The following is a 14,244-nucleotide window of genomic DNA, read 5'->3' as shown; positions in this document are numbered from 1 at the left end:
CCCGGCGACTCCCCGCTGTCATGCGGCTACGCTTGGTGAACATGAAGATCGCTTTCGTGGGAAAGGGCGGCAGCGGCAAGACGACCCTGTCCTCCCTCTTCATCCGCCACCTCGCAGCCAATGAAGCCCCCGTCGTCGCGGTGGACGCCGACATCAACCAGCACCTCGGGGCCGCCCTCGGGCTCGGCGAGGACGAGGCCGCCGCGCTGCCCGCCCTCGGTGCGCACCTGCCCCTGATCAAGGACTACCTGCGCGGGTCCAACCCGCGCATCGAGTCCGGCGACGCCATGATCAAGACCACCCCGCCCGGCGCCGGCTCGCGCCTGTTGCGGGTCACCGAGGACAACCCGGTCTACGAGGCGTGCGCGCGCACCCTGCTCCTCGACGGGGACCCGGTGCGCCTCATGGCGACCGGCCCCTTCACGGAGGCCGACCTGGGCGTGGCCTGCTACCACTCGAAGGTCGGCGCGGTGGAGCTGTGCCTGAACCACCTGGTCGACGGTCCCGACGAGTACGTCGTCGTCGACATGACGGCCGGGTCCGACTCCTTCGCCTCGGGCATGTTCACCCGCTTCGACATGACCTTCCTGGTGGCCGAGCCGACCCGCAAGGGCGTGTCCGTCTACCGCCAGTACAAGGAGTACGCCCGGGACTTCGGGGTGGCGCTCCGCGTGGTCGGGAACAAGGTGCAGGGCCCGGAGGACATCGAGTTCCTCCAGGACGAGGTGGGCGACGACCTGCTGGTCACGTTCGGCCATTCGGACTGGGTGCGGGCCATGGAGAAGGGGCGGCCCGCGGCCTTCGAGCTGCTGGAGGCGACCAACCGGCTCGCGCTCCAGGCCCTCCAGGACGCCGCCGAGGACTCCTACGCCGACCGCGACTGGGCCCGGTACACGCGGCAGATGGTCCACTTCCACCTGCGCAACGCCGAGAGCTGGGGCAACGCCAAGACCGGGGTCGACCTGGCGGCGCAGGTCGACCCCGATTTCGTCCTCGACGAGGCCCTGGTCAGCCCTCGTCGCTCTGAGCGCCCGACTCCTCAGCCGGCTTGACCGCCTCACCCGAGGGGGCGGCCGGCGGCGCCGGCGGCCCCGCGGTGAGGAACTTCGACCAGCCCTGCTGCGGCGCCTGGCCGACGTCGAGGGTGCGCATCCACTCCAGGACCTTCGGGTCCTGCGCGTCCAGCCAGTCCGCCAGCTCGCGGAAGGGCACGCAGCGGACCTCGGGCTTGGTGCACATGGCCTCGATGGACTCCTCGACGGCGCGCATGTAGGTGCCGCCGTTCCAGGACTCGAAGTGGTTGCCGATGATCAGCGGGGCCCGGTTGCCCTGGTAGGCGCGGTCGAAGGCCTGGCGCAGTCCGTCGCGCATCTGGTCGCCCCAGTACTCGTGCTGGGAGGGGTCGCCCTGGGTGGTCGTCCCGGACTGGTTGACCAGGTAGTTGTAGTCCATGCTCAGCGTCTCGAAGGCGCGGCCCGGCAGGGGGACGAGCTGGAGCGGGATGTCCCACAGGCCGTCCGTCTTCTTGGGCCAGATCTGCTTGCTGATGCCGCTGGAGTCGTAGCGGAAGCCCATGTCCTTGGCCGCGAGCATGAAGTTCTTCTGCCCTTCGAGGCAGGGGGTGCGGGCTCCGATGAGCTCCTTGTCGTAGTCGAAGGGGAGCGCTTCCAGGCCCTTCAGGGCCGGGGTGTTCGTCTTCCAGTTCTTGACGAACGACTTGGCCTGGTTGATCTCGCTCTTCCACTCCTCCACCGACCAGGTGCCGACGCCGCCCTCGGGGCCGCAGAAGTGGCCGTTGAAGTGCGTGCCGATCTCGTTGCCCTCCAGCCAGGCCGCGCGGACCTGGGTGGCGGTGTCCTTGATGCCCTGGAGGTCCCCGAAGCCGATGTCGGAGCGGCCGGGCGAGTGCTGCGGCGCGGTGTAGAGGGAACGCTTCTCCTCCGGCAGCATGTAGACGCCGCTGAGGAAGTAGGTCATCCGGGCGTTGTACTTCTTGCCGACCTCGCGGAAGTGCGAGAAGAGCTTCTGGCTGTCCTCGCCCGCCCCGTCCCAGGAGAAGACGACGAACTGGGGCGGCTTTTCGCCGGGTGCCAGCTTCTTCGGCTTCACCACGTGGGGCTGCGGCCCGGTGTACGCGGTCGAGCCGTCGCCGATGGGTCTGTTGACGCTGCCGGGTGCCTCGGGGGCGGCGGCGCCCTTGCGTACGGGCGGCTTGGCGGGCCCCGAGGCGCTGCACCCGGCCATGCCCAGCGCCAGGGTCGTGGCGACCAGGCCGCCGGCGATCTTCTTCGTGGCGGCGATCATCCGCACACCTCTCCCTCGCAGTTCCGTGGCAGGACTTCCGGAACGCAACGTCCCACGCGGTCTGCTTTGAAGAAGGTGTGACAAGCCAGAAAAAATACCTAATCACCCACTAGCGGGATCTTCTAGGCCATTTGCCCGTATTACCTTTCATCGCCCTTTACTCTCCATTACCGTTCGTTTACTGAGTGTTGACTCCCGCCCCTTCACCCTTCCCCAGAGGAGCCGGGAAACGATGAAAGCCACACCCCCCTCCATCGCCGACGACAGCGACAACGGCGCCGACAGGCGCGGCGACAGCGCGGACGGGAAGGACGGTTCGACCCGGCGCCGGGACTTCCACGCGGACCTGTCCGCCTCCATCGCCGTCTTCCTGATCGCGCTGCCGCTCTCCCTCGGCATCGCCCTGGCCACCGGAGCCCCCCTCCAGGCCGGCCTCGTGGCCGCCGCCGTGGGCGGCATCGTCGCGGGCCGGTTCGGCGGCGCCCCCCTCCAGGTGAGCGGACCCGCCGCCGGACTGACCGTGGTGACCGCCGAGTTGATCCAGCACTACGGATGGCGCACCACCTGCGCCATCACCGTGCTGGCCGGCTGCTGCCAGCTCGGACTGGCCGCCCTGCGCACGGCCCGGTCGGCGCTCATGGTGAGCCCCGCCATCGTGCACGGCATGCTCGCGGGCATCGGCGTGACCATCGCGCTGGCCCAACTGCACATCGTGCTGGGCGGCACCCCGCAGAGTTCCGCCATCGCCAACGTCGCCGGACTGCCCGCGCAGCTGGCCGATCCGCATCCGGTGGCCCTCGGGGTCAGCGCGCTGACGCTGTTCCTCCTGCTGGGCTGGACCCGGGTGCCCGGTCGGGTCGGCCGGGCGCTGCGCAAGGTCCCGGCCGCGCTGGCCGCCGTGGCCGGCGCCACCGCGTTCGCGGCCCTGGCGGGGCTCAGCCTGCCGCGGGTGGACCTGCCGTCCTGGCGCAACCACGCGCTGCCCGAGCTCCCCGAGGGCCCGGTGCTCGGACTGATCGCCGCCGTCCTGACGATCACCCTGGTGGGCAGCGTGGAGTCCCTGCTGTCCTCGGTGGCCACCGACAAGCTGATCGCCTCCGAGCGCCCGACGGACCGCCGTCCTCCGCGCGCCGACCTCGACCGCGAACTGCGCGGGCAGGGCGCGGCGAACATCACCTCCGGGCTGCTGGGCGGACTGCCCATCACGGGCGTGGCCGTCCGCAGCGTGGCCAACGTGAAGTCCGGTGCGGCCAGTCGGAATTCGGCCATGATGCACGGATTCTGGGTGGTGCTCGCGGCCGGGCTGCTGGTCCCCCTCCTCGACCTCATCCCGCTCGCGGCCCTGGCCGCGCTGGTGATGGCCGTGGGCATCCAGATGGTCAGCATCACGCACCTGCGGACGGTCACCCGGCACCGCGAGATCCTCGTCTACGCGACGACCATCGTGGCCGTGGTGCTCGGCGGCGTCCTGGAGGGCGTGGCGATCGGCGTGGCGGTGGCCGTCGCCGTGGCCCTGCACCGGCTGGCCCGGACCCGCATCACGCTGGACGTGGTCGACGGGGTCCACCAGGTGCGGGCCCGCGGGCAGTTGACCTTCCTCGCGGTCCCCCGGCTGAGCCGGGTGCTGACCCAGATCCCGCACAAGGGACACGCGGTGGTCGAGCTGGACGGCTCCTTCATGGACCACGCCGCCTACGAGACCCTCCACGACTGGCAGGAGTCCCATCTGGCGCACGGCGGCACGCTGGAGCTCACCGGCCGCTCGGGCGCCGCGATCTCGGGGCACGCCCCGGACCGGGACCCCGGCGCACCGCACGACACCGACGCCGCCCCCGGAGCCGGCGGGGACGTGGACGCGTACGCCGCCCCGTCCGGCGGTACGGGAACCCGGCCGGACGCCACCGGACCGGACGCCGGGGCGCACCTGTGCTGCCGCCCCTGGACCCCCTGGCAGAACCACTGCGACCACCGGATCGGCGGCGGCTCGGGCCTCCCGGGCAGCCGCGGCGAGACGGAGGGCGGCAGCGCCTCGGGCGGCTCCGGCTCAGGCTCCCGTACCGGATCCACCGGAGCGGGATCCGGGTCCGGGTCCGGGTCCGGCTCCGGCTCCGGCGAGGCCGGGGGCGCCGACCCGCCGACCATCCCCGGCGCGGCCGGCGAGGGCGGCGCTCCGGCCGCGGCCCGGCGGCGGCGCGGCGCGGGCCAACTGGCGAACGGCATCAGCGTCTTCCAGCGCGACACCGCCCCGCACGTGCGCGAGGAGCTGGCCCGCCTGGCGCGCGAGGGCCAGAGCCCCTCGCAGCTCTTCCTCACCTGCGCGGACTCCCGCCTGGTGACCAGCATGATCACGGCCAGCGGCCCCGGCGACCTCTTCACCGTCCGCAACGTGGGCAACCTCGTCCCGCTGCCGGGCGCCGAGTCCACCGACGACTCGGTCGCGGCGGCCATCGAGTACGCCGTGGACGTCCTGAAGGTGGACAGCATCACGGTCTGCGGGCACTCGGGCTGCGGCGCCATGCAGGCCCTGCTGAACTCCCACCCGGGCGCCCCGATGACCCCGCTGCGCCGCTGGCTGCGCCACGGCCTGCCCAGCCTGGAGCGGATGGCCAGCCGGCACCACGCGTGGGCCCGCATCTCCGGTCGGCTGCCCGCCGACGCGGTGGAGCAGCTGTGCCTGACCAACGTGGTGCAGCAACTGGAGCACCTGCGGGCCCACGAGTCGGTGGCCCGCCGACTCGCCGAGGGCACGCTGGAACTGCACGGGATGTACTTCCACGTGGGTGAGGCCCAGGCGTATCTGCTGTCCGAGGGAGAGGACTTCTTCGACTGTCGCGTTTTCGACAGCGTCGGCCAGAGCGTCTGACCTTCGGGGGGCGTGAACCGATACCCTCCCGTATCCGTGCAAGCCGTCGGCCCCTTCTCGCACCCTGCGGCGGGAAGGGGCCGCTCGTGCGTCGACCCGCCGCGCCACCCGCCGGCGGGTCGCGCGTACGGGCGGTCGAGCACGGACCCAGGGGCACTATAGGTCTAAACCAATTTTCGGCTACCCCTTGTCACCTGGGCGTCTGAACTGATGAGCTATGCCCGGGACACGCAGCTATGCCCCGGGGGACACAACGGACACCCTGGGAAAGGGAGATGTCGTGAGCAATGACAGCCTGGCCAATCTGCTCAAGGAGGAGCGGCGGTTCGCACCGCCCGCCGATCTGGCCGCCGCCGCCAACGTGACCGAGGCGGCGTACGCACGGGCCGACGCGGACCGGCTGGGCTTCTGGGCCGAGCAGGCCCGGCGGCTGACCTGGGAAACGGAGCCGACGGAGACCCTCGACTGGAGCAACCCGCCCTTCGCGAAGTGGTTCGCGGACGGCCGGCTCAACGTCGCCTACAACTGCGTGGACCGCCACGTCGAGGCCGGCAACGGCGACCGCGTCGCCATCCACTTCGAGGGCGAGCCCGGCGACAGCCGCTCGATCACGTACGCGCAGCTCAAGGACGAGGTCTCGCAGGCCGCCAACGCCCTCGCCGAACTGGGCGTGCGCGCCGGCGACCGGGTCGCGGTCTACCTGCCGATGATCCCCGAGGCCGTCGTGGCGATGCTCGCCTGCGCCCGGGTCGGCGCCGCGCACTCCGTGGTCTTCGGCGGCTTCTCCGCCGACGCCGTCGCCTCCCGCATCCAGGACGCCGACGCCAAGCTGGTGATCACCGCCGACGGCGGCTACCGCCGCGGCAAGCCCAGCGCGCTCAAGCCTGCCATCGACGAGGCCGTCGGCAAGTGCCCGCAGGTCGAGCACGTGCTCGTCGTCCGCCGCACCGGCCAGGACACCGCCTTCACCGAGGGCCGGGACGTGTGGTGGCACGACGTGGTCGGCCGCCAGTCCACCGAGCACACCCCGCAGGCCTTCGACGCCGAGCACCCGCTGTTCATCCTCTACACCTCGGGGACCACGGGTAAGCCGAAGGGCATCCTGCACACCTCGGGCGGCTACCTCACGCAGGCCGCCTACACCCACCACGCGGTCTTCGACCTCAAGCCGGAGAGCGACGTCTACTGGTGCACCGCCGACATCGGCTGGGTGACCGGGCACTCGTACATCGTCTACGGGCCCCTCGCCAACGGCGCCACCCAGGTGATGTACGAGGGCACCCCGGACACCCCGCACCAGGGCCGGTTCTGGGAGGTCGTCCAGAAGTACGGCGTCACCATCCTGTACACCGCGCCCACGGCCATCCGGACGTTCATGAAGTGGGGCGACGACATCCCCGCGAAGTTCGACCTGTCGAGCCTGCGGGTGCTGGGCTCGGTCGGCGAGCCGATCAACCCCGAGGCCTGGATCTGGTACCGCAAGCACATCGGCGGTGACCGCTGCCCGATCGTCGACACCTGGTGGCAGACCGAGACCGGCGCGATGATGATCTCCCCGCTGCCGGGCGTGACCGAGACCAAGCCGGGCTCCGCCCAGCGCCCGCTGCCGGGCATCTCCGCCACCGTCGTGGACGACGAGGCGAACGAGGTCCCCGACGGCGGTGGCGGCTACCTCGTCCTGACCGAGCCGTGGCCCTCGATGCTCCGCACGATCTGGGGCGACGACCAGCGGTTCATCGACACCTACTGGTCCCGCTTCGAGGGCAAGTACTTCGCCGGCGACGGGGCGAAGAAGGACGACGACGGGGACATCTGGCTGCTCGGCCGGGTCGACGACGTCATGCTGGTGTCGGGCCACAACATCTCCACCACCGAGGTCGAGTCGGCCCTGGTCTCGCACCCCTCCGTCGCCGAGGCGGCCGTGGTGGGCGCGGCCGACGAGACCACCGGTCAGGCGATCGTGGCCTTCGTCATCCTGCGCGGCAGCGCCTCCGAGACCGAGGGCCTGGTCGGCGAGCTGCGCAACCACGTGGGCGCCACGCTCGGCCCGATCGCGAAGCCGAAGCGGATCCTGCCGGTGCAGGAGCTGCCGAAGACCCGTTCGGGCAAGATCATGCGCCGCCTGCTGCGCGACGTGGCCGAGAACCGCGCGGTCGGTGACGTCACCACCCTGGCCGACTCCTCGGTCATGGACCTGATCCAGAACAAGCTCCCCAGCGCCTCCGACGAGGACTGACGGACCACGGCCGAGACCCACGGCCAGGACCGACGGCTGACGGCTGACGGCTGACGAAGGAGGGCGTCCGGTGCGCAACGCGCCGGACGCCCTCCTCGCATTTAAGCTGAAGATCACCTGATGTGACCGTGCGCACCTCGCCCTGTAACCTATACAAAGCGTCAATATTTGATGTTCTTCATTACTCAGGGTGCGCCGGGAAGTCTGGTCGGCAACTGCGTTTGCCGTGCCGTCGACCATCCGGAGGTCCCCCCGTGAGCACGCCCCCGTCCCGCCCCGGCCGTAAACTGCTCGGCCGGCTCTCCCTCCCGGAGCGCCGCTTCGTCGCGGACGCCCTGCGCACCGAGACCGTGGGCGGCGTCCTGCTCCTGCTGGCCGCGATAGCCGCCCTGCTGTGGGCGAACGTCCCCGCCCTCGCGGCCGGCTACGAGAGCGTGCGGAACTTCCACATCGGCCCCTCCGCCCTCGGTCTGGACCTCTCGCTCCAGCACTGGGCGGCCGACGGCCTCCTCGCCGTCTTCTTCTTCGTCGCCGGCATCGAGCTCAAGCGCGAGCTCGTGGCGGGCGACCTGCGCGACCCGAAGGCCGCCGCCCTCCCGGTGATCGCCGCCGTCTGCGGCATGGCCGTACCCGCCCTCGTGTACACCCTGGTCAACGTCCTCGGCGACGGCTCCACGGCCGGCTGGGCCGTCCCGACGGCCACCGACATCGCCTTCGCGCTGGCCGTCCTGGCGGTGATCGGGACCTCCCTGCCCTCCGCGCTGCGCGCCTTCCTGCTGACCCTCGCCGTCGTCGACGACCTCTTCGCCATCCTGATCATCGCGGTGTTCTTCACCAGCGACCTCGACTTCGCGGCCCTCGGCGGCGCGGTCGCCGGCCTCGTCCTCTTCTGGTTCCTGCTGCGCTCGGGGGTCCGCGGCTGGTACGTCTACGTCCCGCTCGCCCTGGTCATCTGGGGCCTGATGTACAACAGCGGCGTCCACGCCACCATCGCCGGCGTCGCCATGGGCCTGATGCTGCGCTGCACCCGGGCCGAGGGCGAGGCGCACTCCCCCGGCGAGCACATCGAGCACCTGGTCCGGCCCCTGTCCGCCGGGCTGGCGGTCCCCCTCTTCGCCCTCTTCTCCGCCGGCGTCTCGCTCTCCGGCGGGGCGATCGGCCAGGTCTTCACCCGGCCCGAGACCCTGGGCGTGGTCCTCGGCCTGGTCGTCGGCAAGACGGTGGGCATCTTCGGCGGCACCTGGCTCGCCGCCCGCTTCACCCGGGCCGAACTGAACGAGGACCTCGCCTGGCCCGACGTACTGGCCGTGGCCTCCCTCGCGGGCATCGGCTTCACCGTCTCGCTGCTGATCGGCGAACTCGCCTTCGCGGGCGACGCCGTCCTCACCGACGAGGTCAAGGCCGCCGTCCTGTTCGGCTCCCTGATGGCGGCACTGGTCGCCTGCGTCCTGCTGAAGCTGCGCGACCGCCGGTACCGGTCGCTGATCGACGCGGAGGAGCGCGACGACGACCTCGACGGCATCCCCGACATCTACGAGCAGGACAATCCGGAGTTCCACCTCCGGATGGCTCGCATCCACGAGGAGAAGGCGGCGGAACACCGCGCCAGGGCCGAGGCCATGGCCTCGGGGGAGGAATCTTCGGCGGGCGGGTCCAGCGCGGGGGCCGGCCGTCCGGCATGATCTGAGGGACGACGGAGGACAGCCGCCGACAGAAGACGACAGAGGGAGTCAGAGATGAGCGCAGTGGACCAAGGGGCTCCGGGAGCCGAGCGCACACTCGGCCAGCTGGTCGCCTCGGCCACCGCCGAGATGTCCGCCCTGGTGCACGACGAGATCGCGCTCGCCAAGGTGGAGCTCAAGCAGGACGTCAAGCGCGCGGGCATCGGCAGCGGTGCGGCGATCGTCGCGGGCGTGCTGCTGCTGTTCTCCCTCCCCGTACTGAGTTTCGCCGCGGCCTACGGGATCCACAATCTCGGCCTCGGCCTCGCCTGGTCGTTCCTCATCGTCGGTGGCGCGTTCTGGCTGCTGGCGGGTCTGATCGGGCTGCTGGCGATGGCCAAGTTCAAGAAGGTCAAGCCGCCGGTGAAGACGATCGAGTCCGTCAAGCAGACCGCGGCCCTGGTCGGGACCGTCAAGCCGCACCCGCGGCCGTTGAGTGACCAGGCCGTGGGTGTGGCACGCTCGTCCTCATGACAGCCCCCTCAGCGGATTCCGGCACACCTCCCACGGCCGCCTCGGCGGTCCGGCTCGACCTGCCCGGCGGGCGGAAGGTGACCCATCGGGACGTCGCGGCCAACGGAGCGCGCTTCCACGTCGCGGAACTCGGTGACGGACCGCTGGTCCTGCTGCTGCACGGCTTCCCGCAGTTCTGGTGGACCTGGCGCCACCAGCTGGTGGCCCTCGCGGACGCCGGATACCGCGCGGTGGCGATGGACCTGCGCGGGGTGGGCGGCAGCGACCGCACCCCGCGCGGTTACGACCCCGCGAACCTCGCGCTCGACATCACCGGGGTCGTACGTTCCCTCGGCGAGCCGGACGCCGCCCTCGTCGGTCACGACCTGGGCGGTTACCTGGCCTGGACGGCGGCCGTGATGCGGCCGAAGCTGGTGCGCCGGCTGGTCGTCTCCTCCATGCCGCACCCGCGGCGCTGGCGTTCGGCGATGCTGGGCGACTTCGGGCAGACCCGGGCCGGCTCCCACATCTGGGGGTTCCAGAGGCCGTTCATCCCCGAGCGCCGGCTCGTCGCCGACGACGGGGCGCTCGTGGAGGAGCTGATCCGGGAGTGGTCCGGGCCGCTGCTGCCCGTGGACGGCTCGGAGGAGGAGTCCCTCGCCGTGTACCGGCGGGCGATGTGCATCCCGTCCACGGCGCACTGCTCGATCGAGCCCTACCGGTGGATGATGCGCTCGATGGCCCGCCCGGACGGATTGCAGTTCTACCGGCGGATGAAGCGGCCCGTACGGGTGCCCACCCTGCACCTGCACGGTTCCCTCGACCCCGTGATGCGCACGCGCAGCGCGGCCGGCTCCGGGCAGTACGTCGAAGCCCCGTACCGGTGGCGGCTGTTCGACGGCCTCGGGCACTTCCCGCACGAGGAGGACCCGGCGGCCTTCTCCACCGAGCTGGTCAACTGGCTGAAGGATCCGGAACCCGACCGCTGACGCTCCGTCGCGCCGCGGACACCTCGCGGACATCCCGCGCACACCTCACGAACACCCCGAACGCAACAGCGGTATGACAAGCATTCAATTGCCTGGCGCATAGGCCAATTGGCCGCCCCGGACGGGATTACGGACCTTGGGGCCCGGGCACAGCTCGTTGTATGGGCTGGACGCACGACCACGGTGACACCACACGCGAACGCCGCTCCGCCACGACGGCGGGCGACCACGACCGGGAGGGCCGCGACGGCCACGACCCCCGGCTCGGAATCCCACGCATCCTGCGCCGCCGGGCCCGCTGGGTCTCGGCGCGGCTGCGCCATCCACGCATGTAGCCGCCGCCCGGCGGGTGTCGCCCCGCCGACGGCGGAGCGACACCCGTCAGGGCACGGCGACCGGAGCGATCAGAGCGCGCAGCCCTGGCTGTCGACGCGGGCCTGGGCCGTCTTCCCGATGCGGATGTCGTCGCGGATCTCGTCCGCCGTCAGGGCGTAGCCGGTGTTCGGGTCGTCGAGCGACTTCGCGAAGACGACCCCGTACACCCGCCCGTCGGGGGTGAGCAGCGGGCCGCCCGAGTTGCCCTGGCGGACGGTCGCGTAGAGCGAGTACACGTCACGGCGGACGGTGCCCCGGTGGTAGATGTCCGGGCCGTTGGCGTTGATCCGGCCGCGTACGCGGGCCGGGCGGACGTCGTAGGCGCCGTTCTCGGGGAAGCCGGCGACGATGGCGTCGCTGCCGCTCGTCGCGTCCTTGTCGGTGAATTCGAGCGCGGGGGCCTTCAGTTTGGGCACGTCCAGGACGGCGATGTCGCGCTCCCAGTCGTAGAGGACGACCTTGCCGTCGTAGAGCTTGCCCTCGCCGCCGACCTGCACGGTCGGCTCGCCGACCCCGCCGACGACGTGGGCGTTGGTCATCACCTTGCCCGGCGCGAAGACGAAGCCCGTGCCCTCCAGCACCTTGCTGCAACTCGGGGCGGTGCCGACGACCTTCACGATGGAGAGCTTGGCCCGCTCGGCCACCCCGCTGCGGGCGAGCGCCGGGTCGGGGGCCTTGACCTCGGTGATCGGCTCGTTCGAGAACGGGCTGAAGACCTGCGGGAAGCCGTTGCGGGCGAGGGTGGAACTGAGATCGGAGAACCAGGTCTCGGCCTGCGCGGGCAGCACCCGCGAAACCCCCAGGAGCACCCTGGAGTTGCGGACCTCCCTGCCCACGGTGGGCAGCGCGGTCTGGGCCACCAGCAGGCCGATCAGCCAGGCCACCAGCAGCATCGCCGCCACGTTGACCAGGGCCCCGCCGGTCGCGTCGAGCGCGCGCGCCGGCGACCAGGTGATGTGGCGGCGGAGCCGGCTGCCGAGGTGGGTGGTGAGGGCCTGGCCGATCGAGGCGCAGATGATGATGACGACGACGGTGATCACCACCACGGTGGTGGACACCTGGGTGCCGTTGTCGGTCACCCGGTCCCAGATCAGGGGCAGCAGGGACACGGCGACGAGACCACCGCCGAGGAAGCCGATCACCGACAGGATGCCGACGACGAACCCCTGGCGGTAGCCGACGATCGCGAACCACACGGCGGCGACCAGCAACAGGATGTCCAGCACGTTCACGTGGGCCACCGTCTCATGCGCGCCAGTCGAGCGGGACGTGACGTGAGCGGTCCCACGGTCGTTCCCACCCCGCGAAGTGCAGGATCCGGTCGATCACCCCGGCCGTGAACCCCCACACCAGGGCCGATTCGACGGTGAATCCGGGGCCCTGGTGCCCGCTCGGGTGGACCACGGTGACCCGGTGCGCGGGATCCGTGAGGTCCGCCACGGGCACCGTGAACACCCGGGCCGTCTCGGCCGGGTCCACCACGCCGACCGGGGAGGGGACCCGCCACCAGCCCAGCACCGGGGTCACGACGAACTCGCTGACCGGGATGTAGAGCCGGGGCAGCACCCCGAACAGCTGGACGCCCGCCGGATCGAGCCCGGTCTCCTCCTCGGCCTCGCGCAGCGCGGCGCGCAGCGGGCCGGTGGTGTGCGGGTCGCCGTCCTGCGGGTCGAGGGCGCCGCCGGGGAAGGAGGGCTGGCCCGCGTGCGAGCGCAGGGTGCCGGCGCGCTCCTGGAGCAGGATCTCGGGGCCGCGCGGGCCCTCCCCGAAGAGGATCAGGACCGCCGACTGGCGGCCCCGACCGTCCTCGGGCGGCAGGAAGCGGCTGAGCTGGGTCGGCCGGACGGTGCGGGAGGCCTCCACGACGGGGTCCAGCCAGGGGGGCAGGCCGGTGGCGGCGAGGTCCAGTCCGTCGCGCTCCCGGGCGGCGGCCGTGGTCTCGTCCTGTGTACCGCGCGTCATAGGCACCCCTGTCCATGTTTGCGTCCAGCGCCGGCTCCCACACCGCTGAACGCGGTGCGGGTAGAGATTCGTTCCACTGCGCCGCCGTCGGGACCGGCGCGGGCGGCCGGTCCCGTGGTGCCGCGCTCAGGGCCCCGTACGGGCCCCCAGGGGCGGCGCGGGCAGGCCCGGGTAGTCCGGGGGCGGGGTCAGCCGTTGGCCCGGCTGTCCGCCCTTCTCGTACTTCAGCAGCTTCCGCGCCTTCTCCGGGTCGGTTTCGCCTTCCCCGTACGCCGGGCAGAGCGGGGCGATGGGGCAGGCGCCGCAGGCGGGCTTGCGGGAGTGGCAGATCCGACGGCCGTGGAAGACGACGCGGTGCGAGAGCATCGTCCACTCGCTCTTGGGGAAGATCGCGCAGATCTCCGCCTCGACCTTCTCCGGGTCCTCCTGCTCGGTCCACTTGAAGCGGCGCACCAGCCGGCCGAAGTGGGTGTCGACGGTGATCCCGGGGACGCCGAAGGCGTTGCCGAGGACCACGTTCGCCGTCTTGCGGCCCACGCCGGGCAGGGTGACCAGGTCCTCGATCCGGCCCGGCACCTCGCCGTCGAAGCGGTCGCGCAGCGCCTGGGACAGCCCGAGGAGGGCCTTGGCCTTCGCCCGGAAGAACCCGGTCGGCCGGATGATCTCCTCCAGCTTCTCCGGATCGGCCCCGGCCATGTCCTCCGGGGTCGGATAGGCGGCGAAGAGGGCGGGGGTCGTCTGGTTGACCCGCAGGTCGGTGGTCTGGGCGGACAGGACCGTGGCGACGAGGAGCTCGAAGGGATTGCGGAAGTCCAGCTCCGGATGGGCGTACGGGTACACCTCGGCCAGCTCGCGGTTGATGCGGCGGGCCCGGCGGATCATGGCGAGGCGGGACTCGGGCCGGCCGGCGGACCGGGCCGGCCGGGTCGCGGGCCCCTCTCCCCCGGCCTGCGGGGCCTTCGCCACCTTCACCGCCTTCGCCACCGGCGCCGTCTTCGCCGTCTTCGACGCCTGGGTCGCCTGCGCGCCCTTCCGCGCGGCGGGCGCTTTCTTGGCCGAAACTTTGCCCGACGCGGCGGGAGCGGCCTTCCCCGGCGACGCCACGGGGGCTTGTTCGCCCACAGCTGAATTTTGGGCCCCGGTCACTCCCGTGGACCCCTTGGCCTGTGCTCTCACCGGCTTATTGGACACCCGGCCAGCCTAAGGCCGGGCGCCGACACCCGCCCGGACCTCAGGTAACACCACCCCGATTGGCCTCTCGCCACACAGCACGGCCGTCCGTCCGGCATCCTTGTGATTGATCGCACTGTTTGAGCCGTCCGGCAAAATGGGGAGCGGTCC

The 14,244-nt window shown here is 71.5% G+C and carries 11 protein-coding genes; 7 read left to right on the top strand and 4 right to left on the bottom strand.

Annotated features, from left to right (window positions below):
- Nucleotides 1-41 precede the first annotated feature (41 nt).
- Nucleotides 42-1,052, top strand: a complete 1,011-nt coding sequence (locus tag AB0D01_RS20535; protein ID WP_363057191.1) for an ATP-binding protein — start codon at nucleotides 42-44, stop codon at nucleotides 1,050-1,052.
- On the opposite strand, the gene AB0D01_RS20530 is transcribed toward AB0D01_RS20535, so the two are convergent.
- Nucleotides 1,009-2,304, bottom strand: a complete 1,296-nt coding sequence (locus AB0D01_RS20530; protein ID WP_363057189.1) for a hypothetical protein — start codon at nucleotides 2,302-2,304, stop codon at nucleotides 1,009-1,011. The two genes, AB0D01_RS20535 and AB0D01_RS20530, sit on opposite strands and share 44 nt — an antisense overlap.
- A gap of 232 nt (nucleotides 2,305-2,536) precedes the next feature.
- On the opposite strand from AB0D01_RS20530, the gene AB0D01_RS20525 reads away from it, so the two are divergent.
- From AB0D01_RS20525 to AB0D01_RS20500, 6 genes are all read left to right on the top strand, one after another.
- Entirely contained in the window at nucleotides 2,537-5,167 is a 2,631-nt protein-coding gene (locus AB0D01_RS20525; protein WP_363057187.1) for a SulP family inorganic anion transporter, read from the top strand.
- A 280-nt stretch (nucleotides 5,168-5,447) separates the two neighbouring features.
- Nucleotides 5,448-7,403, top strand: coding sequence for an acetate--CoA ligase (acs, locus tag AB0D01_RS20520; protein WP_363057185.1), 1,956 nt, complete (start codon nucleotides 5,448-5,450; stop codon nucleotides 7,401-7,403).
- A 254-nt stretch (nucleotides 7,404-7,657) separates the two neighbouring features.
- The gene (gene nhaA / locus AB0D01_RS20515; RefSeq protein WP_363057183.1) at nucleotides 7,658-9,085 is read left to right on the top strand and encodes a Na+/H+ antiporter NhaA; all 1,428 of its coding nucleotides are present in this window, start codon (nucleotides 7,658-7,660) and stop codon (nucleotides 9,083-9,085) included.
- Between the two features lie 54 nt (nucleotides 9,086-9,139).
- Complete coding sequence (locus AB0D01_RS20510) at nucleotides 9,140-9,598, top strand: phage holin family protein (RefSeq protein ID WP_363057181.1); 459 nt, start codon at nucleotides 9,140-9,142, stop codon at nucleotides 9,596-9,598.
- The gene (locus AB0D01_RS20505) at nucleotides 9,595-10,566 is read left to right on the top strand and encodes an alpha/beta hydrolase (RefSeq protein ID WP_363057179.1); all 972 of its coding nucleotides are present in this window, start codon (nucleotides 9,595-9,597) and stop codon (nucleotides 10,564-10,566) included. Before AB0D01_RS20510 ends, AB0D01_RS20505 begins: the two co-directional genes overlap by 4 nt.
- A 161-nt stretch (nucleotides 10,567-10,727) precedes the next feature.
- The gene (locus tag AB0D01_RS20500; protein ID WP_363057177.1) at nucleotides 10,728-10,901 is read left to right on the top strand and encodes a hypothetical protein; all 174 of its coding nucleotides are present in this window, start codon (nucleotides 10,728-10,730) and stop codon (nucleotides 10,899-10,901) included.
- A gap of 69 nt (nucleotides 10,902-10,970) precedes the next feature.
- Here the strand turns inward: AB0D01_RS20500 and AB0D01_RS20495 are convergent, their stop codons facing one another.
- The 3 genes from AB0D01_RS20495 to nth form a co-directional block, all read right to left on the bottom strand.
- Nucleotides 10,971-12,173 carry a MarP family serine protease gene (locus AB0D01_RS20495; protein ID WP_363057175.1) on the bottom strand — a complete coding sequence of 401 codons (1,203 nt, stop codon included), beginning with the start codon at nucleotides 12,171-12,173 and terminating at the stop codon, nucleotides 10,971-10,973.
- 13 nt (nucleotides 12,174-12,186) lie between these two features.
- On the bottom strand, nucleotides 12,187-12,903 hold the full coding sequence (locus tag AB0D01_RS20490; RefSeq protein WP_363057173.1) for a CoA pyrophosphatase: 717 nt from the start codon (nucleotides 12,901-12,903) through the stop codon (nucleotides 12,187-12,189).
- Nucleotides 12,904-13,029: 126 nt separating this feature from the next.
- Entirely contained in the window at nucleotides 13,030-13,869 is an 840-nt protein-coding gene (gene nth / locus AB0D01_RS20485) for an endonuclease III (protein ID WP_363057370.1), read from the bottom strand.
- Nucleotides 13,870-14,244: the final 375 nt, after the last annotated feature.

Source organism: Streptomyces sp. NPDC048606 (assembly GCF_040650855.1).
GTDB lineage: Bacteria > Actinomycetota > Actinomycetes > Streptomycetales > Streptomycetaceae > Streptomyces.
Note: the sequence above shows the minus strand (reverse complement) of the source record. Positions and strands in the feature narration are given on the sequence as shown.

Bases quoted from the DNA above. Each gene is read 5' to 3' on its own strand.
- AB0D01_RS20535 (WP_363057191.1), top strand. From the start codon at position 42: ATGAAGATCGCTTTCGTGGGAAAGGGCGGCAGCGGCAAGACGACCCTG.
- AB0D01_RS20530 (WP_363057189.1), bottom strand. From the start codon at position 2,304: ATGATCGCCGCCACGAAGAAGATCGCCGGCGGCCTGGTCGCCACGACC.
- AB0D01_RS20525 (WP_363057187.1), top strand. From the start codon at position 2,537: ATGAAAGCCACACCCCCCTCCATCGCCGACGACAGCGACAACGGCGCC.
- AB0D01_RS20510 (WP_363057181.1), top strand. From the start codon at position 9,140: ATGAGCGCAGTGGACCAAGGGGCTCCGGGAGCCGAGCGCACACTCGGC.
- AB0D01_RS20505 (WP_363057179.1), top strand. From the start codon at position 9,595: ATGACAGCCCCCTCAGCGGATTCCGGCACACCTCCCACGGCCGCCTCG.
- AB0D01_RS20500 (WP_363057177.1), top strand. From the start codon at position 10,728: ATGGGCTGGACGCACGACCACGGTGACACCACACGCGAACGCCGCTCC.
- AB0D01_RS20490 (WP_363057173.1), bottom strand. From the start codon at position 12,903: ATGACGCGCGGTACACAGGACGAGACCACGGCCGCCGCCCGGGAGCGC.